At 72.7% G+C, this 18850-nt stretch carries 18 protein-coding genes; 10 read left to right on the top strand and 8 right to left on the bottom strand.

Annotated features, from left to right (window positions below):
• From BLT76_RS08120 to BLT76_RS08100, 5 genes are all read left to right on the top strand, one after another.
• The gene (locus BLT76_RS08120) at positions 1-1674 is read left to right on the top strand and encodes an L-aspartate oxidase (protein WP_090853579.1); all 1674 of its coding nucleotides are present in this window, start codon (positions 1-3) and stop codon (positions 1672-1674) included.
• Positions 1671-2576 carry a carboxylating nicotinate-nucleotide diphosphorylase gene (gene nadC, locus BLT76_RS08115; protein WP_090853576.1) on the top strand — a complete coding sequence of 302 codons (906 nt, stop codon included), beginning with the start codon at positions 1671-1673 and terminating at the stop codon, positions 2574-2576. Before BLT76_RS08120 ends, nadC begins: the two co-directional genes overlap by 4 nt.
• Positions 2577-2581: 5 nt before the next feature.
• Positions 2582-3355: a type III pantothenate kinase gene (locus BLT76_RS08110; protein ID WP_090853573.1), complete on the top strand. Its 774-nt coding sequence runs from the start codon at positions 2582-2584 to the stop codon at positions 3353-3355.
• A 137-nt stretch (positions 3356-3492) separates the two neighbouring features.
• Positions 3493-3825, top strand: coding sequence for a histone-like nucleoid-structuring protein Lsr2 (locus BLT76_RS08105; RefSeq protein ID WP_090853570.1), 333 nt, complete (start codon positions 3493-3495; stop codon positions 3823-3825).
• A gap of 231 nt (positions 3826-4056) precedes the next feature.
• The gene (locus tag BLT76_RS08100; protein WP_090853567.1) at positions 4057-6639 is read left to right on the top strand and encodes an ATP-dependent Clp protease ATP-binding subunit; all 2583 of its coding nucleotides are present in this window, start codon (positions 4057-4059) and stop codon (positions 6637-6639) included.
• 129 nt (positions 6640-6768) lie between these two features.
• Here BLT76_RS08100 and BLT76_RS08095 read toward each other — a convergent pair whose 3' ends face one another.
• The gene (locus BLT76_RS08095; protein WP_090854462.1) at positions 6769-7635 is read right to left on the bottom strand and encodes an HhH-GPD family protein; all 867 of its coding nucleotides are present in this window, start codon (positions 7633-7635) and stop codon (positions 6769-6771) included.
• 79 nt (positions 7636-7714) lie between these two features.
• On the opposite strand from BLT76_RS08095, the gene BLT76_RS08090 reads away from it, so the two are divergent.
• Positions 7715-8545, top strand: a complete 831-nt coding sequence (locus tag BLT76_RS08090) for a hypothetical protein (RefSeq protein ID WP_139175445.1) — start codon at positions 7715-7717, stop codon at positions 8543-8545.
• A 155-nt stretch (positions 8546-8700) separates the two neighbouring features.
• Here the strand turns inward: BLT76_RS08090 and disA are convergent, their stop codons facing one another.
• On the bottom strand, positions 8701-9783 hold the full coding sequence (gene disA, locus BLT76_RS08085; RefSeq protein ID WP_090853561.1) for a DNA integrity scanning diadenylate cyclase DisA: 1083 nt from the start codon (positions 9781-9783) through the stop codon (positions 8701-8703).
• Between the two features lie 51 nt (positions 9784-9834).
• Complete coding sequence (gene radA, locus BLT76_RS08080; RefSeq protein ID WP_090853558.1) at positions 9835-11274, bottom strand: DNA repair protein RadA; 1440 nt, start codon at positions 11272-11274, stop codon at positions 9835-9837.
• Between the two features lie 147 nt (positions 11275-11421).
• Here radA and BLT76_RS08075 point away from each other — a divergent pair, with 147 nt between their 5' ends.
• A complete protein-coding gene (locus tag BLT76_RS08075; protein ID WP_244509313.1) occupies positions 11422-12444 on the top strand; it encodes a LacI family DNA-binding transcriptional regulator in 1023 nt (340 codons plus the stop codon).
• A 34-nt stretch (positions 12445-12478) separates the two neighbouring features.
• On the top strand, positions 12479-12946 hold the full coding sequence (locus BLT76_RS08070; protein WP_090853552.1) for a hypothetical protein: 468 nt from the start codon (positions 12479-12481) through the stop codon (positions 12944-12946).
• Here BLT76_RS08070 and BLT76_RS08065 read toward each other — a convergent pair.
• The 3 genes from BLT76_RS08065 to BLT76_RS08055 all read right to left on the bottom strand — a co-directional run bounded on the left by BLT76_RS08065 (position 12943) and on the right by BLT76_RS08055 (position 15251).
• Complete coding sequence (locus BLT76_RS08065) at positions 12943-13671, bottom strand: class I SAM-dependent methyltransferase (RefSeq protein WP_244509312.1); 729 nt, start codon at positions 13669-13671, stop codon at positions 12943-12945. The genes BLT76_RS08070 and BLT76_RS08065 overlap by 4 nt on opposite strands.
• 78 nt (positions 13672-13749) lie before the next feature.
• Positions 13750-14388, bottom strand: a complete 639-nt coding sequence (locus BLT76_RS08060) for a VOC family protein (RefSeq protein ID WP_090853548.1) — start codon at positions 14386-14388, stop codon at positions 13750-13752.
• A 101-nt stretch (positions 14389-14489) separates the two neighbouring features.
• Positions 14490-15251: a DUF3109 family protein gene (locus BLT76_RS08055; protein ID WP_090853545.1), complete on the bottom strand. Its 762-nt coding sequence runs from the start codon at positions 15249-15251 to the stop codon at positions 14490-14492.
• A 56-nt stretch (positions 15252-15307) separates the two neighbouring features.
• Here BLT76_RS08055 and BLT76_RS08050 point away from each other — a divergent pair, with 56 nt between their 5' ends.
• Both BLT76_RS08050 and BLT76_RS08045 read left to right on the top strand, forming a co-directional pair.
• On the top strand, positions 15308-16249 hold the full coding sequence (locus BLT76_RS08050) for a Ppx/GppA family phosphatase (protein ID WP_090853542.1): 942 nt from the start codon (positions 15308-15310) through the stop codon (positions 16247-16249).
• On the top strand, positions 16246-17040 hold the full coding sequence (locus BLT76_RS08045) for a sugar phosphate isomerase/epimerase family protein (RefSeq protein ID WP_090853538.1): 795 nt from the start codon (positions 16246-16248) through the stop codon (positions 17038-17040). The genes BLT76_RS08050 and BLT76_RS08045 overlap by 4 nt, the downstream gene beginning before the upstream one ends.
• Positions 17041-17044: 4 nt before the next feature.
• On the opposite strand, the gene BLT76_RS08040 is transcribed toward BLT76_RS08045, so the two are convergent.
• Positions 17045-18289 carry a GAF domain-containing protein gene (locus BLT76_RS08040; protein ID WP_090853533.1) on the bottom strand — a complete coding sequence of 415 codons (1245 nt, stop codon included), beginning with the start codon at positions 18287-18289 and terminating at the stop codon, positions 17045-17047.
• Between the two features lie 89 nt (positions 18290-18378).
• Positions 18379-18850: CheR family methyltransferase (locus tag BLT76_RS08035; protein WP_139175444.1), on the bottom strand; the 472-nt coding region annotated here is incomplete at its 5' end.

Raw genomic sequence — 18850 nt, 5'->3', positions numbered from 1 at the left:
ATGCCTCTCTCTGCGGTACGCCGCGTGCCGGGCCGGCTCACGGCTCCGGATCCCGGGTGGACGACGAGGGCCGACGTCGTCGTCATCGGCTCCGGCATCGCGGGGCTCACCGCCGCGCTGCGCCTGAGGGAGCACGTGGACCGGGTCCTGGTGGTCACCAAGGACGTCCTCGCCGCCGGCTCGACCCAGTGGGCCCAGGGCGGCATCGCGGCGGCGCTCGGCCCGGAGGACACCCCGGCCGAGCACGAGCTCGACACGCTGGTGGCGGGCGCGGGCGCCTGTGACGCGGACGCCGTACGGGTCCTGGTCACGGAGGGCCCCGAGGCGGTCCACGAGCTGATCGCGCTGGGCGCTCAGTTCGACCACAGCCCGGACGGCGCCCTGTCGCTCACGCGGGAGGGCGGCCACCACCGCGACCGGATCGCCCACGCCGGCGGCGACGCGACCGGCGCCGAGATCCAGCGCGCCCTGATCGCGGCGGTCGAGGCGGCGCCCGAGATCGAGGTGATCCAGCACGCGCTCGCGGTCGACCTCCTGCTCGACGGTCCCGCGGGCGAGGGCGGCGGGATCGCCGGCGTCACCCTGCACGTGATGGGCGAGGGGCAGCGTGACGGCGTCGGCGCCGTGCACTGCCGCGCCGTGGTGCTCGCCAGCGGTGGGCTGGGCCAGGTCTTCTCGCAGACGACGAACCCCGCGGTCTCGACCGGCGACGGCATGGCGATCGCGCTGCGCGCGGGGGCGACGCTGCGCGACCTGGAGTTCGTGCAGTTCCACCCGACGGTGATGTACCTCGGTCCGGACTCGGTCGGGCAGCAGCCGCTGATCTCCGAGGCCGTGCGCGGCGAGGGCGCGTTCCTGGTCGACTTCGAGGGGCGCCGGATCATGGAGGGCGTCCACGAGCTGGCCGACCTGGCACCGCGCGACGTCGTCGCGAAGGCGATCATGCGCCGGATGACCGAGACCGGGCACCCGCACATGTGGCTTGACGCCCGCCACCTCGGAGGCGCGTTCTGGGAGCGGCGCTTCCCCACCATCCTCGCGACCGCCCGGTCCCACGACATCGACCCGGTCACCGAGCTGATCCCGGTCGCGCCGGCCTGCCACTACGCCTCCGGCGGGGCGGCGACGGACCTGTGGGGCCGCACCGACGTCCCCGGTCTCTACGCCACCGGCGAGGCCGCCTGCTCGGGCGTGCACGGAGCCAACCGGTTGGCCTCCAACTCGTTGCTCGAGGGCCTGGTCTTCTCGCGCCGCATCGCCTCGGTCCTGCCGGACGAGCTGCGGCCCTGGGCCGAGCCGACGACCGACGAGCGGACGCCGGGCCTGGTGTCCGGGGCCGTCCGCCCGGAGCTGCAGGAGGTGATGTCGGCCCGCGCCGGCGTGCTCCGCAGCGCCGACGGGCTCGGCGACGCCGCCGGTCACCTGGAGAAGCTGACCGGTGTCCCTGCCGACACCCCCGACGTCGCCTCGTGGGAGACCACCAACCTGCTGACCATCGCGGGGGCCCTGGTCGAGGCGGCCGCGCTGCGCGAGGAGACCCGCGGCTCGCACTGGCGCGAGGACTTCCCCGAGCGGGACGACGCGCGCTGGGCGGGCCACTTCGACGTCCGGATGCGCGACGGCGAGACCACCATCGCCTTCGCCCCGTCACCCGCCACGGACGGCCCGGCATGATCGCGCGGACGTCGTACGCCGACCTCCCGCGGCCGTTGATCGAGGAGCTGTCCGAGGCCGGGCTCGACCCGCGCAGCGTCTACGAGATGGTGGTCGCCGCGTTCGAGGAGGACCTGCCCGACGGCGCGACCGACGTCACCAGCGCGGCGCTGCCGCCCCTGGGTCACGGCACCGGCGACTTCGCCGCCCGCGAGGCCGGGGTGGTGGCCGGGCTCGCGATCGCCGAGCTGGTCTTCGCCTACGCCCTCGGTGACCAGGTCGAGGTCACCGACCGGTTGGCCGACGGGACCCACGTCCGCCCCGGGGACGTGGTGCTGCGGGTGAGCGGTCCGTTCTCCGAGCTGCTCACCGCCGAGCGGACGGCGCTGAACTTCGCGTCGCACCTGTCCGGTGTCGCCACCGCCACCTCGCACTGGGTCGCGGCCCTCGAGGGCACCCGGGCGCGGGTGCTCGACACCCGCAAAACGCTGCCGACCTACCGCGCCCTGCAGAAGTACGCCGTGCGCTGCGGCGGCGGCGTCAACCACCGGTTCAGCCTGGCCGACCGGGCGATGGTCAAGGACAACCACGTGGTGGCCGCGGGCGGCGCGGTGCCGGCGTACGTCGCCGTCCGCGACGCCAATCCGGGGCTGCGGGTCGAGGTCGAGGTGACCGACCTCGACCAGCTGCGCGAGCTGCTCGACGCGGGCTGCACCGAGATCCTGCTCGACAACATGGACTCGCCGACGATGGCCGAGGCGGTCCGCCTCACGGCCGGGCGCGCCACCCTGGAGGCGTCCGGCGGGCTCACCCTCGACCGCGCCCGCGAGGTCGCCGAGACCGGCGTCGACTTCATCTCGGTGGGCGCGCTCACCCACTCGGTGAAGGTCTTCGACCTCGGCCTGGACCTGCACGAGGACTGAGCCCGGTGCCGCTCCTCGCCGCCGACATCGGCAACAGCCACACCGTCCTCGGCCTGCTCGAGGACGGCGAGGTGCTCGCCGACTGGCGGGTGGCGACCGACGAGCGTCGTACCTCCGATGAATGGGCCGTGCTGCTGCGCGGACTGCTCGCCGAGCACTACGCGCGAGTCGACGGCATCGCCGTCTGCTCGACCGTCCCGGCCGTGCTCCACGAATGGCGCGACATGCTCGTGCGGTATTTCCCGGACCGTCCGGCCGTGGTCGTCGAGCCCGGTGTGCGCACCGGTGTGCCCGTCCTCATGGACAATCCGCGCGAGGTGGGCTCGGACCGGATCATCAACGCCCTCGCGGCCGCGACCGAATACGGCGGGCCGGCGATCGTGGTGGATTTCGGCGGTACCGCCACGACGTTCGACGTCGTCAGCGTCCAGGGCCAGTACGTCGGCGGCGCGATCACCCCCGGTATCGAGATATCCCTGGAGGCATTGGGTCGTCGGGGCGCGCAGCTGCGGAAGGTGGAGCTGCTCCGACCGCGATCGGTGATCGCCAAGAACACCGTCGAGGCACTGCAGTCCGGCATGGTCTTCGGCGTCGCGAGCCAGGTGGAGGGGATCGTCGCCCGGATGATCGCCGAGCTCGACGTCGCGACGGAGTCCGTGCGCGTGATTGCCACCGGTTATCTCGCCCCGCTCGTGGTCGACGAATGCCGATGTTTCACCGAGCACGATCCCTGGCTGACGCTGCGCGGCCTGGAGCTGGTTTTCCTCCGCAATTCCTGACTAATCGAATTGCTGGCACGTCAGGTTCGGGTTGACGGCTTCGACGGGTTTGGGAAAGCGTCGTACGTCGTGCAACCATATCCGGGCGATATCCGAATAGTCGGGTGTCGTTCGGTGATTTCGACGAAAGAGGAATCATGGCTCAGAAGATCCACATCGTTCTCGAGGACGACCTCGACGGCAGCGAGGCCTCCGAGACGGTGACCTTCGGTCTCGACGGCTCGAACTACGAGATCGATCTGAACGACAAGCACGCCGCCGCGCTGCGCGACGCCCTCGCCACCTACGTCGGCCACGGCCGCAAGGTCGGCAGTGCCCCGCGCCGTGGCCGCAAGGCCGCCGCCACGTCCGCGACCTCGGGGCCGAGCGCCCGCGAGATCCGGGACTGGGCTCGCGAGAACGGTCACGACGTCCCCGACCGGGGCCGCGTCTCGTCCGAGGTCCGCGAGGCGTACGACGCCGCGCACTGACCCCGCCGTACCCCTGCACCACGCCGAGTCGGCGTGAGTTCGTCGCCGAGTCGGCGCGAGCTCGCGCCGACTCGGCGCTTGAGGGGGGACTGGACCCCTGTTCGCTCACAGCGGATGACGGTTTCGGGCTGTGGGGGAACGCGTAGGCTGTCAGCGGGGTTAGTTCTCTCGTCACCTTCCCTGCTACCCAAGCGGGACGGGTCCCCTTTCGAAGTATCAGGAGCGATGCGCATGTTCGAGCGGTTCACAGACCGAGCCCGACGAGTTGTCGTGCTGGCCCAGGAAGAGGCCCGCATGCTCTCCCACAACTACATCGGCACCGAGCACATCCTGCTCGGGCTGATCCACGAGGGCGAGGGCGTCGCCGCGAAGGCGCTCGAGAGCCTCGACATCTCCCTGGAGGCCGTGCGCGCCCAGGTCGAGGAGATCATCGGCCAGGGCCAGCAGGCCCCGAGCGGCCACATCCCGTTCACGCCGCGCGCCAAGAAGGTGCTGGAGCTGTCCCTGCGCGAGGCGCTGCAGCTCGGGCACTCCTACATCGGCACCGAGCACATCCTGCTCGGCCTGATCCGCGAGGGCGAGGGCGTCGCCGCCCAGGTGCTGCAGAAGCTCGGCGCCGACCTCAACCGGGTTCGCCAGCAGGTCATCCAGCTGCTCTCCGGGTTCCAGGGCAAGGAGTCGTCGCAGTCCGCCGCGGCCGCCACCGGCGCCGGCGGCGACGCGCCGTCCTCCTCGCTGGTGCTCGACCAGTTCGGCCGCAACCTGACCCAGGACGCCCGCGAGGGCAAGCTCGACCCGGTCATCGGTCGCGAGCAGGAGATCGAGCGGGTCATGCAGATCCTCTCGCGCCGCACGAAGAACAACCCCGTGCTGATCGGCGAGCCGGGCGTCGGCAAGACGACGATCGTCGAGGGCCTGGCCCAGGACATCGTCAAGGGCAACGTGCCCGAGACGCTGAAGGACAAGCAGATCTACACCCTCGACCTGGGTGCCCTGGTGGCCGGCTCGCGCTACCGCGGTGACTTCGAGGAGCGCCTGAAGAAGGTGCTGAAGGAGATCCGCACCCGCGGCGACATCGTGCTGTTCATCGACGAGATCCACACCCTCGTCGGGGCCGGTGCGGCCGAGGGCGCCATCGATGCCGCCAGCATCCTCAAGCCGATGCTGGCCCGCGGCGAGCTGCAGACCATCGGTGCGACCACCCTCGACGAGTACCGCAAGTACCTCGAGAAGGACGCCGCCCTGGAGCGCCGCTTCCAGCCGATCCAGGTCGCCGAGCCGTCGATCGCCCACACGATCGAGATGCTCAAGGGGCTGCGCGACCGCTACGAGGCCCACCACCGCGTGACGATCACCGACGAGGCGCTCGTGAGCGCCGCGACGCTGGCCGACCGCTACATCTCCGACCGGTTCCTCCCGGACAAGGCGATCGACCTGATCGACGAGGCCGGCTCGCGGCTGCGGATCCGCCGGATGACGGCGCCGTCCGACCTGCGCGAGTTCGACGACAAGATCGGTGACGTCCGCCAGCGCAAGGAGGCGGCGATCGACGGACAGGACTTCGAGGCCGCGGCCCGCCTGCGCGACGAGGAGAAGCAGCTCATCCTGAAGAAGTCCGAGCGCGAGAAGCAGTGGCGCGCGGGCGACATGGACGAGGTCGCCGAGGTCGACGAGGAGCTGATCGCCGAGGTGCTCGCCGTGGCGACCGGCATCCCGATCGTCAAGCTCTCCGAGGAGGAGTCCTCGCGGCTGCTCAAGATGGAGGACGAGCTGCACAAGCGGGTCATCGGCCAGGACGAGGCGGTCAAGGCGCTCAGCCGCGCGATCCGTCGTACCCGGGCCGGGCTGAAGGACCCCAAGCGGCCCGGCGGGTCGTTCATCTTCGCCGGCCCCTCCGGTGTCGGCAAGACCTGGCTGTCCAAGACGCTCGCCGAGTTCCTCTTCGGCGACGAGGACTCGCTGATCCAGCTCGACATGAGCGAGTTCGGCGAGAAGCACACCGTCTCGCGGCTGTTCGGCTCGCCTCCCGGCTACGTCGGCTACGAGGAGGGCGGCCAGCTCACCGAGAAGGTGCGGCGCAAGCCGTTCTCCGTGGTCCTCTTCGACGAGGTCGAGAAGGCCCACCCGGACATCTTCAACAGCCTGCTCCAGATCCTGGAGGAGGGGCGGCTCACCGACTCCCAGGGTCGGATCGTCGACTTCAAGAACACCGTCATCATCATGACGACCAACCTCGGCACCCGTGACATCAACAAGTCCGTCAACCTGGGCTTCCAGCAGACGGGTGACGCCGCGGGCTCCTACGAGCGGATGAAGAGCAAGGTGTCGGAGGAGCTCAAGCAGCACTTCCGGCCCGAGTTCCTCAACCGGGTCGACGAGATCATCGTGTTCCCGCCGCTGTCGCAGGCCCAGATCGTCCAGATGGTCGACAACATGATCGCCTCGGTCGAGCTGCGGATGCGCGATCGCGACATGAAGCTCGAGCTCACGCAGGCCGCCAAGGACCTGCTCGCCGTTCGTGGCTTCGACCCGGTCCTCGGCGCCCGGCCGCTGCGGCGCACGATCCAGCGCGAGATCGAGGACACCCTCGCCGAGAAGATGCTCTTCGGCGAGGTCGGTCCCGGCATGATCGTGCTGGTCGACGTCGAGGGCGAGGGCCCGACCGCGAAGTTCACCTTCGACGGCCAGAAGGTCGGCGAGCTGCCCGACCTGCCCCCGTTCGAGACGGCCGAGATCGGCGGTTCGGAGCTCGAGGGCCCCGACGACTCCGACAGCGGCACCGACGTCCCGAAGGCCAACGGCCCCGACGCCTGATCCCGCACCACCCGCTCCACCCCGTCGGCCCGGCAGTCACCTGCCGGGCCGACGGCCATTTCGCCGCCCTGTGGACAACCTCGCCGAGTCGGCGCACATGTGCGCCGACTCGGCGAGGCTGTTCACAGGTCAGGGGAGGGCGTAGGTGTCCGGGCCGGCGGGGACCACCAGGCCGTCGGCGACCAGGCCGGCCAGGCAGCGGACCCGCTGCGCCTCCTCGGTCCACGCGGCGTCGAGTCGGCTGCGGTGCACCGGGCCGGGGTCGTCGCGCAGCACCGCGAGCAGCCGGCCGCGGCACTGGCGGTCGGTGCCGGCCCAGGTCTGCACCTTCCGCGGCGGCCCATCGTACGGCGGATGGCCGGCGGCCCGCCACGCGCAGGCGTCGCGGACCGGGCAGGCCTCGCAGCGCGGCCTGGTGGCCGTGCACACCAGCGCGCCGAGCTCCATCAGGGCGATCGACCAGGTGGCCGCGGTCGGCTCGTCGAGGGGGAGCAGCTCCGCGGCCACCTCGCGCTCGGCCTTGGTGACGGCCGGGGCCGGCAGCTCCACGCCCTGGACGACGCGGGCCAGGACCCGGCGCACGTTCGTGTCGAGGACGACGTGCCGACGTCCGAAGGCGAAGGTGGCGATCGCCGCGGCCGTGTAGTCGCCGATGCCGGACAGGGCGCGGAGGTCGTCGTACGACGAGGGCACCTCGCCCCCGTGGTCGGCGACGATCGCGACCGCGGCGGCGTGCAGCCGCAGCGCCCGACGGGGGTAGCCGAGCCGACCCCAGGCCCGGACCGCCTCGCCCACCGGCTCGGCCGCGAGGTCGGCGGGGGTGGGCCAGCGGGCCAGCCAGGCCTCGTGCACCGGAAGGACCCGCGCGACGGGCGTCTGCTGGAGCATGAACTCCGAGACCATCACCGACCACGCGGACGCCTGCGGACCGCGCCACGGCAGCTCGCGGGCGTGGTCGTCGTACCACCGCAGGAGGGGGTCGTGGAGGTCGCTCATCGACGCCATTGTGGCCCGGCCGCCCGAGTCTCGGTGTGGCACCCCGGCCGGGGGCGTCGCGCTGGATAGCGTGGGCACCATGACCGCTCCGACTCGCGGGCCGCTGACCCGCGGGCCGCTCCCCGCCCAGGTCTACTGGCGCCGTCGCCTGGCCGTGCTCGGTGTGGCGGTGCTGCTCGTGGTGGGCGTCGCCCGGCTCCTCGGCTCCGGCAGCGACGGCTCGTCCGCGTCGGACCGGGCCGAGCTCGCCGACGCGCCGGCCGCCGCCGCGTCGAGCGCCACCTCCGACCCGACGACCTCGCCGCCCCCGACCCCGAGCGCCTCACCGACCCCGGTGGCCCCCACGAGCACCGCGCCCGTCCCGGCTGTTCCCGACGGCCCGTGCGTCGACAGCGACGTCGCGGTCACCCCCGAGGTCACCGAGGCCGTCGCCGGCCCCCGCCACGGGGTGACGATCGCCCTGCAGGTCCGCACGATCACCGACGAGGCCTGCACCTGGACGGTCTCGGCGCGGACCCTGACCATGAAGATCACCTCGGGCAAGGACGACATCTGGTCCAGTCGCGAGTGCCCCCGGGTGCTGCCGAAGCAGCAGGTCACGCTGCGGCGGGCGGAGTCCACCACGCTGAACGTCACGTGGAACGCCCGGCGTTCTGACGAGGAGTGCTCGAAGCTGACCGCCTGGGCGATGCCGGGCTTCTACCACGTGTCCGCGGCCGCGCTGGCCGGTGAGCCGTCCGAGGTGCAGTTCGAGCTGCTGGCCCCGCAGCCGGCCGTGGTCACCAAGACCGTCGAGCCGCGACAGGAGAAGGGCGCGAAGAAGGGCGCGAAGAAGGACCGGAAGCCCACGACGCCGACCGAGGAGCCTGCCTCTACCGGGGAGCCCTCGGGGGCGGTCGAGCCGGACTGAGGTCGCTCGCTCGAGTCCTCTTGGGACCCTGATGGGTCTGACACGCCGGTCACGACCTCGCAAGCTCGGTCGTGCCGCTCGCTCGACCACCACCGTCCGATCCGCTGGCGCGTCTCGGACCGACCACCATCGACGAGTCCGCTGACGCGTCCTCGTCACACGTAGCGTTCGAGGATCGTTGACTCGGCGAGGCGGGACAGCCCTTCGCGGACGCTCCGGGCGCGCAGCTCGCCGACGCCCTCGACGGCCTGGAGGTCGTCGATGCCGGCGGAGAGCAGCTTCTGGAGGGTGCCGAAGTGGTCGACCAGGCGGTCGACGACCGAGCCGGGGAGTCGCGGGACCTTGGCCAGCAGGCGGTAGCCGCGCGGCGCGACCGCTCCGTCGAGGTGCTCGCCGTTGCCGAGACCCAGGACCCGTGCCGCGGAGGCCGGGTCGACCAGCTCGGTGGCGGAGAGCGCCTCGAGCTTCGTGAGCAGCTCCTCGGGGCTGCGGGTCCGGCGGCCGGAGGGGAGGTAGTCGCGGATGACCAGCTCGCGCTCGGCGTCCACGCCGGTGACCAGCTCCTCCAGCTGCAGCGAGAGCAGCCGGCCGTCGGTGCCGAGCTCCAGGACGTAGTCCTCGATCTCGCGGGCGATCCGGGTGACCATCTCGAGGCGCTGGGCGACCACGGCGACGTCGCGCACGGTCACCAGGTCCTCGATCTCGAGCGCGGACAGGGTGCTGGAGACCTCGTCGAGGCGGAGCTTGTAGCGCTCCAGGGTCGCGAGAGCCTGGTTGGCGCGGGAGAGGATCTGGCCGGAGTCCTCCAGCACGTGGCGGGTCTCGCCGACGTACGCCGCGATGATCTGCATCGACTGGGACACCGAGATGACCGGGAAGCCGGTCTGGCGCGCCACCCGGTCGGCCGTGCGGTGCCGGGTGCCGGTCTCCTCGGACGGGATGGTGTGGTCGGGCATCAGGTGGACCGCGGCCCGGATGATCCGGGTGAGGTCCTTGTCGACGATGATGCCGCCGTCCATCTTGGCCAGCTCGCGCAGGCCGGTGGCGGTGAACGGGACGTCGAGGACGAAGCCGCCGGTCGAGATCGACTCGACCGTCTTGTCGTTGCCCAGGACGATCAGCGCCCCGGTGCGGCCGCGCAGGATGCGCTCGAGGCCGTCACGCATGGCGGTGCCGGGGGCGATCGAGGCCAGGGTGGCTCGCAGGCGGAGCACCTCGTCCGAGCGGTCGGTGGCCAAGCCGGATCCCTTCGTCACCCTGGCGGAACGCGTCGTGTCCGCGTGCTCACCTTAACCGTCCGAGACGTCCCGGAGCGGCCGTTGCCGCCCGTCGGTCAGCTTCAGCAGTCGCAGCGCGGTGTCGACGTCGGGCACCTCGATCACTCGCATGTCGTCGACCATCCGGCTCTCCTGGCGCTGCGCGGCCCAGGCGGGGGAGCGGCTGCCGGGCTGAGCGGGGACGACGGCGACCTGGAAGCCGAGCCGCGCCGCCTCGGCGAGTCGCTGGGGGAGGTCGCGGACCCGGCGCAGCTCGCCGGCCAGCCCGATCTCGCCCATGGCCACCACGCCGCGTGGCGGGACGGTGCCCTGGCTGGCCGAGGCGAGGGCGACGGCCATGGCGAGGTCGACCGCCGGCTCGCTCAGCTTGGCGCCACCGACCGTGGAGGCGAAGACGTCCTGGTTGTGGAACCGGATCCCGCAGTGCTGCTGCAGCACCGCCATCACCATCGCCATCCGCGACCCGTCAAGGCCCGAGGTGGTACGACGGGGCCGCTCCAGCGCGGAGACGGTGACGAGGGCCTGGACCTCGGCCAGCAGCGGGCGCCGGCCCTCCATCGTGACCGCGACGCAGGTCCCGGGGACCTGAGCGTGGTGGTTCTCGACGAACAGCCCGGTCGGGTCGGTGACGGCGTTGATGCCGTCGCTGGAGAGGTCGAAGCAGCCGACCTCGTCGATCGGGCCGAAGCGGTTCTTCATCGCCCGCACCATGCGGAACCGGGAGTTGCGGTCGCCCTCGAAGTGGAGGACCACGTCGACGAGGTGCTCCAGCACCCGGGGGCCGGCGATCGAGCCGTCCTTGGTGACGTGGCCGACCATCACGGTCGTGATGTTGCGGGTCTTGGCGACCCGGATGAGCGCGGCGGCCACCTCCTTGACCTGGGTGACCCCGCCGGGGACGCCCTCGATGCCGGAGGCGCCGATGGTCTGCACCGAGTCGACGACCAGCAGGGTGGGCCGGACCTCCTCGATGTGGGTCAGCACCGCGCCCAGGTCAGTCTCGGCCGCGAGGTAGAGCTCGTCGTGGACGCCACCGGTCCGGTCGGCGCGCAGCCGGACCTGGGACGCGGACTCCTCACCGGTGACGTAGAGCGTGCGGTGGCGCGTGCGCGCGGTCTGCGCGGCGACCTCCAGCAGCAGCGTGCTCTTGCCGACGCCGGGCTCGCCGGCCAGCAGGATCGCGGCTCCCGGGACCAGGCCGCCGCCGAGGACCCGGTCGAGCTCGGGCACGCCGCTGGTGCGGAACGCCGACTCGGAGACCGACACCTCGCCGATCGGGACCGCCTTGGTGGTCACCGGCGCCGCGGCGGTGCGCAGCGTGGGCGCCGCGGCCTCGGCCACCGAGCCCCACGCCTGGCACTCGCCGCACCGGCCGACCCACTTGCCGGTCTCCCAGCCGCACTCGGCGCAGCGGTAGGCGGGACGCGGCGACTTGGGTGCGGGCTTCGGCATGTCCCCGACCGTAGGGGACGGCGCCGACAACGCCGGGACACCCGCGCGGGCGGCGGCGGACGGGCCCGTCCGGAGATCGGGCACGCGGCCGCCGTACCGTCGTTATGCTGCCTTGGATCGGTCAAGGCTGGAGGGCGGATGGGCAGGATGCCGGGACGTGTCCCGTCGGCCCCGCCGACCCTGGCCGACGTCGCGGAGCTGGCCGGCGTCTCGCGCCAGACGGTGTCGAACGCGGTCAACAACCCCGACCTGCTGCGCAGCGACACGCTGCTGCGGGTGCAGGACGCGATCGCGACGCTCGGCTACCTGCCCAACCGGGCCGCCCGCAACCTGCGCACCCGCTCCTCGCACCTCATCGGCCTGCGGATCACGGCCGCCCAGGAGGGCACGGCCAATGCGACCATGGACCGGTTCGTCCACTCGTTGGTCGACACCTCGCGGGAGGCCGGCTACCACGTGCTGCTCTTCGCCGGCGACCCCCTCGACCCCCTCGCCGGGTACGACGACCTCCTCCGCTCGACCGCCGTCGACGCGTTCGTCGTGACCGACACCTACCTCGGCAACCCGCAGGCCGCGTGGCTGCAGACCCGCCGCGCGCCGTTCGTGGCCTTCGGCCGGCCCTGGGCCGACCCGGAGGCCACCCACCCGTGGGTCGACGTCGACGGTGCCGCCGGCTGCGACCTGGCGACCTCCCACCTCCTCGACCGCGGCCACCAGCGGGTCGCGTGGATCGGCTGGCGCAAGGACTCCTTCATCGGCGAGGACCGGCGCTCGGGGTGGAGCCGGGCGATGCGGTCGCGGGGGCTGCCGACCACCGGCCTGGCCTCCCGCGTCGAGGACACGGTGTCGTCCGGGCGCGAGGCCAGCGCGGTGCTGCTCGACGAGGCGCACCCGTCGGCCTTCGTCTGCGCCAGCGACACCCTGGCGATGGGGGTCCTGCACACGCTGTCCCAGCGCGGACTGGTCCCGGGGCGCGACGTCGCCGTGGTCGGCTTCGACGACTCCCAGGTGGCGCAGGTCGTCCCGCCCGGCCTGACCTCGGTGCGCCAGCCGCTGGAGGACGTCGCCGCCGAGGTCGTCACCGCCCTCGAGAGCCTCCTCGGCCACCCGCCGGCGGCCCACCCCGGCGTCCTGCTGGAGCCGACCCTGGCGGTCCGCGGCTCGTCGTAGGACTGGGCGGCACGGGCAGGGGTAGGAAGCCCGCGTGCTGATCCCCCTGTGGCTCCCGTGGGCCGTCGTCGCCGCGGCCGTGCTGTACGCCTTCCTGGCTCCCGGAGAGGCCCTGTCCGTCCCTGACCTGGGCCGCCGGGCGGTGGCCGTCGTCGCGATCGCGGTCGCCGTGGGCGTCACCGTGGACCACTACTCCGTCAGCGAGACGGAGCTGTACGACGCGACCCTGCACGTCACCGCACCCCTCGACGGTCGCGCCGGCTACGTGTTGTCGTCGAGCGTCCGGGTCCTGGTCGAGGAGCGGCTCGGGCAGGAGGTCATCCTCGAGAACGTCACCACCGACGACGCGGTCAGCCCGTACGAGCAGGTCAGCGAGATCGAGGTCCGGGCGGGGGAGGGGGGTCCCGTCGCGTGCCTGGAGCTGCGGACGGCGCTGAGCAAGACGGGCCCGCCGATCACCTACACGTCGGTCCAGGCCGGCGCCTGCCGCCGGTCGGACTAGTAGTCCTTCGACCAGACGTTGACCGCGTAGTCGACCTCGGTTCCCTCGTGCCCGGCGAGGGCGGCCTCGGCGACGTCGGGCGTCAGCTCGATCCGGACGACCGCCTCGAGGTCCGCGCGCGAGGAGAAGGACCACCGCATCTCCACCGGCGTACGACGCCAGCCGCGGCCCGTCCAGAACCGCTGCACCGCCTCGGGGTCGACCTCCGGGAAGGACCGGCGGAACCAGCCGCCGAAGGTTGAGCGGGTCGGGTCGTTGTCGATGACGAACGCCGTGCCGCCCCGCCGTACGACGCGGTCGAGCTCGGCCAGCCCCGGCTCGCAGCCCGGCCCGAAGAAGTAGGCCCACCGGGCGTGCACGACGTCGACGGACGCGTCCGGCAGCGGCAGGTCCTGGGCGGTGCCCTGCAGCACCGAGACGTGCCGCAGCCGCTTGGTCCGCCGCCGGGCGATGGCGACCAGGTCGTGGTGCGGCTCGACGCCGACGACCGAGGCGGCGGCCTCGGCGAAGCGCGGCAGGTGGAAGCCGGTGCCGCAGCCGACGTCGAGCACGGTGCGGCCGGCCCAGGACGCCTGCGCGGCCATCGCCGCCTCGAGGAGGCCGTCGGGGTCGACGGCCCGGTTCTCGATCTCGTACGTCGCCGTGTGGTGCCAGATGTTGGGGCTCGGCCGGGCCCCGGGGGAGACGCCTCGCGCACCGGATCCGGATCTCGACACGCCCGTCACGACCTCGTTCCTCGGTCGTGGGGCGGCTCGATCCGATCTGCCCGCGCAGCCCGTTCGTTCCTCACGGACTGCCGGCGATCAGATGCGGACGAGGCCGTTCGGGGTCTGCACCTGCGCCGCGATCACGCCGGGCGTGCCGTGCGGGGCGACCCACTCGACCTTGACGTCCTCCAGCGGCGCCTCGACGGTCTCGCCGAGCCACTCGCTGACCCGCTGGGGGTCACCGGCGATCTCCAGGCACGCCAGGGAGTAGGCGCCGTCGGCACCGGCGCTGGGCCGCTGCTCGACCGGGCTCTGCCACTCGATGAAGAACGGCAGCTGCGGGTCGGCGATCAGGCCGTGGACGCCGATCTGCTTCCAGCGCAGGTCGGTGCCGTCGGGGACGTGCCGGTTGCCCTGCACGGCCTCGCGGCCGAGCCGGGTCTCGACGGTGCTGATGTCGGGCACCGACACGACCCAGCCGAGCCAGCCGCCGCCGAGGGCCGAGCGGGCCCGGACGGCCTGGCCGAACGGCGCCTTGTCGGAGGCGGGGTGGTCGAGCACCTCGACGATCTCCAGGTAGGTGCCGCCGCCGAGGGCGAGCGTCATGTTGCGGGTGCCGAAGCGGGGGTGCACGCCGCCGTCGACGAAGGACCGGCCGAGCAGGGCCCCGATGCGCTGGGCGGTGCTCGCGAGGCCATCCGGTCCGGCTGCGTAAGAGAGATGGTCCAGGCGCATGTCACAGATTGTGGGCGACCGCCATCGGCCGACCGGACACCGGGGTCGGGTCTCTTGACGTCGAGAGGACGACGAAACGTTTCAGTAACGCGGCGCGGGTGTCAGCGCGGGTCGGCCGGGTGCAGCGCCAGCACCGAGCGCGACCGCACGTGCGCCTCGCAGTGCCGGTGCAGCTCGTCGTACGCCTCCTGGCCCATCAGGGCCACCAGCTCGGGGGCGGAGGTGAGGTAGAGCGGCTCCACGGCGACGTGCGCCTCGGTGTTGCCGGTGCAGTACCAGTCGAGGTCGTGGCCGCCCGGGCCCCAGCCGCGCCGGTCGTACTCGCTGATCGACACCTCGGTGTACGACGTGCCGTCGGTGCGCTCCACCTCGCGGAAGGTACGCCGGATCGGCAGCTGCCAGCAGACGTCCGGCTTGGTCTCCAGCGGGTTGAGCTCGAGCGTGAACGCCAGCGCGTGCAGCGCGCAGCCGGCGCCGGCGGCGAAGTCGGTGCGGTTGTGGAAGACGCAGGCCCGCTGGCCGTCGACCTCGACGGTCCGGGTCTTGCGCTCGCCCTCGTCGTCGAGCTCGACCCAGTCCTCGCGGCGCAGCTCGCCGGTGGGCCGGTGCTGCCAGAGCCCGTCGGTGAGCTGGTCGACGAAGCCGGCGACCCGCTCCTCGTCCTCGTCGTCGGCGAAGTGGGCGCCGAGGGTGCAGCAGCCGACGTCGGGGGCGTCGGCGTAGATGCCGGGGCAGCCCTGCCCGAAGATGCAGGTGTAGCTCGACGTCAGCCAGGTGAGGTCGCAGCGCAGCACCTCGGTCTCGTCGGCCGGGTTGACGAACTCCACCCAGGCGCGGGGGAACACCAGGTCGACCTCGGGCACCGACCCAGACTACGGCCCAGCCGACGGGCCCGGCACGCGGCGAGTACGTTGGAGCCATGCGCGTGGGCGTCCTCGACATCGGGTCCAACACCGGCCACCTGCTGGTGGTCGACGCCCACGGGGGCGCGGCCCCGCTCCCGGCGTACTCCCACAAGGAGCCGCTGCGCCTCGCCGAACACCTCGACGACACCGGCGCGGTGACCCGGGACGGCATCGACGCGCTCACCGCCTTCACCGCCGGCGCGCTGGTCGTCGCCGAGGACAAGGGCTGCGAGGACATGCTCGCGTTCGCGACCTCGGCGGTCCGCGACGCCTCGAACTCCGACGCCGTGCTCGGCCACGTCCGCGAGCGCACCGGCGTCGACATCGGCGTGCTGTCGGGGGAGGACGAGGCCCGGCTGACCTTCCTCGCCGTACGACGGTGGTTCGGCTGGTCCGCCGGTCGCCTCGCCGTCTTCGACATCGGCGGCGGGTCGCTGGAGATCGCCGGCGGTGCGGACGAGGCCCCCGACGTGGCCTGGTCGATGCCGCTGGGCGCGGCCCGGCTGGCCCGCACCTGGTTCGGCGGCGGCCAGCCCGACGACGACACGATCCGGCGGCTGCGCAAGGAGATCCGGGCCCAGATCGCCCGCGACGCCGGCAACCTGCTGCGCGCCGGCGTGCCCGACCGGGCGGCGGCGACGTCGAAGACCTTCCGCTCGCTCGCGCGGATCTGCGGCGCGGCGCCGTCGGGCGACGGCGCGCTGGTGCCACGCAGCCTGCCCTGCGCCGAGCTGTCCGAGTGGATCCCCAAGCTGGTGGCGATGTCCACGGCCGAGCTCGCCGACCTCCCGGGCGTCTCGCCGAGCCGGGCCCACCAGATCGTGCCGGGCGCGCTGGTCGCGGAGGCCTGCATGGACATCTTCGACCTGACCGAGCTGGAGATCTGCCCCTGGGCGCTCCGCGAGGGCGTGATCCTCGAGCGCCTCGATCAGCTGTCGGTCCTGGCGGGCTCATGACCGGCGTACGGGTCGGCCTGTCCACCTCCTCGGTCTACCCCGAGTCGTCGGCCCATGCCTTCGGCTACGCCGCCGCCGTCGGGTACGACGCCGTCGAGGTGATGGTCGGCATCGACGCGCTGAGCCAGCAGACCAGCGCGATCCTCCAGCTGTCCGAGCACCACGGGATCCCGGTCTCCGCCGTGCACGCCCCCTGCCTGCTCTTCACCCAGCGGGTCTGGGGCACCGAGCCGTGGGGCAAGCTGGAGCGCTCGGCCGAGATGGCCCACGACGTCGGCGCGGCGGTGGTCGTCGTACACCCGCCTTTCCGGTGGCAGAAGGAGTACGCCGCCAACTTCGTCAACGGGATCGCCGCGCTGGAGGAGTCGACGGGCATCGCCTTCGCCGTCGAGAACATGTATCCCTGGCGGGCCTCGCAGAAGCGGGGGATGGAGATGTACCTGCCCGGCTGGGACCCGTCCGCGGAGCCGTACGCCAACACCACCATCGATCTCTCCCACGCCGCGATCGCCCAGTCCGACGTCATCGCGATGGCCGAGCGGCTCGGCAGCCGGCTGCGCCACGTCCACCTCACCGACGGCACCGGCTCGGCCAAGGACGAGCACCTGGTGCCCGGCCGCGGCGGGATGGGCGCCGCGGCGTTCCTGGCGCACCTGGCGGACACCGGCTTCAGCGGCGAGATCGTCGTCGAGATCAACACCCGGCGCTGCAGCACCCGCGAGGAGCGGGAGGCCGACCTGCGCGAGTCGCTGGAGTTCGCCCGCGAGCACTTCGCGGTCACGACCCCCTGACGGGTCAGCGGTCGGTGAGCCCGAGGCGCTCGCTGACCTCCTGCCAGGCGTCGAAGGCGACCTGCCAGTAGAGGTGGGCGTCGCGATGCTCCGACCGCAGGGTGCGGTAGACCTCGAGGGACCCGGGGTCCGGCACCTGCCCGGTCGCGAGGGCGTCGGCGATGATCCGGGACTGGGCGTCGCGGCGGCGCCCGGCCTGCTCCAGGGCGTCACTCGCCGAGCGCAGCGCCACCCGGGTGCGGGTCAGGTCGGGGCTGATGACTCCCCGGGGGAGCGGGAGCTCCTCGGGGTCCGGCGCGGGCGAGCTCGGGTCGGCGAGCCGGGCCTCGAGCACGTGCACCTCGCGGAGCAGTCGCCGCTCGCGCTCGGCTGATCGGACCGAGTGGACCGCCACACCGAGGTCGCGCCCGATGTCGAGGGCCGCCACGGCCTCGACCGAGGTCCAGTCGGGGCCCTCCGCGTCCCGGGTCAGCGCCAGCACCCCGAGGCACTGGTGGCCGGCGCCGAGCGGCACGAGCAGGACCGACTCGACGTCGAGGCTCGCGATGAAGGTCTCCACCGCGCGCGACTCGGCCTGGGTGAGCAGCCGGGACGGTCGCCGAGGGCTGAGCACGGCCGTGTGCTGGTGGTCCCAGAGCCGGTGCGCCAGCTTGGCGGAGATCTGGTGGACCTCCGGGGTGAACTCGATCGTCCGGCCGTCGGCGGAGTAGACGGTGCTGCGGCCGAGTCCGTCCTCGTCGAAGGTCTGGATCCACATCCCGAGGGCGCCGAAGCCCTCGAGCAGCGCCGGCCGCGCCGTCTCGAGCACGTGCTGGAGCGAGCGCTCCTCCGACGCCTGGCGTACGACGTGCCGCGCGGTCTCGGCCAGGTGCAGGCGGTCGGCCAGCCGCTCGCGGTGGAGCGTGGCCGCGACCGCCCGGGCGGCGTGCGCGGCGTACGCCTCGAAGACCCGCAGGGCGCCGGTGTCCGGCGCGGGGGTCCCCTCGGGCAGGTACGCCGTCAGCGCGCCGCGGACCTCGCCGTGCTCGTCGCGCAGCGGTGCGCGGAGCCGGTCCGGGAGGACCTCGAGGTCGGCTGCGCCTTCGGAGTCGGGGAGCCGGACCTCGTCGCCCGCGGCCGCCACGACGTCGAGCTGGCCGTCGTCGCGGACGATCTCCGCGGTCGCCAGGGTCGCGCCGGTGAACGCAGCGACGCCCTCGGCGATCAGCTGGAGCGCGTCGTACGACGGCAGCGGAGTCGGTTCTGCCACGGAAAATCCCCCACGTCACCCCCCGGTGCAGTTCGGGTCGATCTTCCCCCACCTGCCCGTCACAGGGGAACCGGGTCGGGCGAATCCGTTCAGCTGGCGCGTGCCGCCGCCCCGGGTCGGGCCTGGTAGACCGACGACTTGCCGGCCGGGATCCGGTCCCACGCGTCGTCGACGCCCATGGTCATCTCGGCGGCACCCAGGAACAGGTAGCCGTCGGGAGCCATCACGTCGCGGACCCGGCGCAGGATGTCGCGCTTGGTCTGGACGTCAAAGTAGATGAGGACGTTGCGGAGGAAGACCACGTCGAACTTGCCCATGGGCGGGAACGGCCGGGTCAGGTTGGCGGTGCGGAAGCTGACGCCCTGCTTGATGCTCGGGTGGATCCGCCAGCCGGCTCCGGCGCGCTCGAAGTGGCGCACGAGGGAGGTGGCGGGCAGGCCGCGGTTGACCTCCAGCTGGGAGTACTCGCCGGTGCTGGCGCGCTTGACCATCGCCTCGGACAGGTCGGTGCCGATCACCTCGAGCTTCCAGCCGGAGATGGCCGGGGTCTCGGAGGCGACC

It is taken from the genome of Nocardioides lianchengensis (assembly GCF_900101465.1).
GTDB lineage: Bacteria > Actinomycetota > Actinomycetes > Propionibacteriales > Nocardioidaceae > Nocardioides > Nocardioides lianchengensis.
Note: the sequence above shows the minus strand (reverse complement) of the source record. Positions and strands in the feature narration are given on the sequence as shown.

Excerpts from the sequence above, each read along its gene's own strand:
- BLT76_RS08120 (WP_090853579.1), top strand. The coding sequence starts at position 1 with ATGCCTCTCTCTGCGGTACGCCGCGTGCCGGGCCGGCTCACGGCTCCG.
- nadC (WP_090853576.1), top strand. The coding sequence starts at position 1,671 with ATGATCGCGCGGACGTCGTACGCCGACCTCCCGCGGCCGTTGATCGAG.
- BLT76_RS08105 (WP_090853570.1), top strand. The coding sequence starts at position 3,493 with ATGGCTCAGAAGATCCACATCGTTCTCGAGGACGACCTCGACGGCAGC.
- BLT76_RS08100 (WP_090853567.1), top strand. The coding sequence starts at position 4,057 with ATGTTCGAGCGGTTCACAGACCGAGCCCGACGAGTTGTCGTGCTGGCC.
- BLT76_RS08095 (WP_090854462.1), bottom strand. The coding sequence starts at position 7,635 with ATGAGCGACCTCCACGACCCCCTCCTGCGGTGGTACGACGACCACGCC.
- BLT76_RS08090 (WP_139175445.1), top strand. The coding sequence starts at position 7,715 with ATGACCGCTCCGACTCGCGGGCCGCTGACCCGCGGGCCGCTCCCCGCC.
- radA (WP_090853558.1), bottom strand. The coding sequence starts at position 11,274 with ATGCCGAAGCCCGCACCCAAGTCGCCGCGTCCCGCCTACCGCTGCGCC.
- BLT76_RS08075 (WP_244509313.1), top strand. The coding sequence starts at position 11,422 with ATGCCGGGACGTGTCCCGTCGGCCCCGCCGACCCTGGCCGACGTCGCG.
- BLT76_RS08060 (WP_090853548.1), bottom strand. The coding sequence starts at position 14,388 with ATGCGCCTGGACCATCTCTCTTACGCAGCCGGACCGGATGGCCTCGCG.
- BLT76_RS08050 (WP_090853542.1), top strand. The coding sequence starts at position 15,308 with ATGCGCGTGGGCGTCCTCGACATCGGGTCCAACACCGGCCACCTGCTG.
- BLT76_RS08045 (WP_090853538.1), top strand. The coding sequence starts at position 16,246 with ATGACCGGCGTACGGGTCGGCCTGTCCACCTCCTCGGTCTACCCCGAG.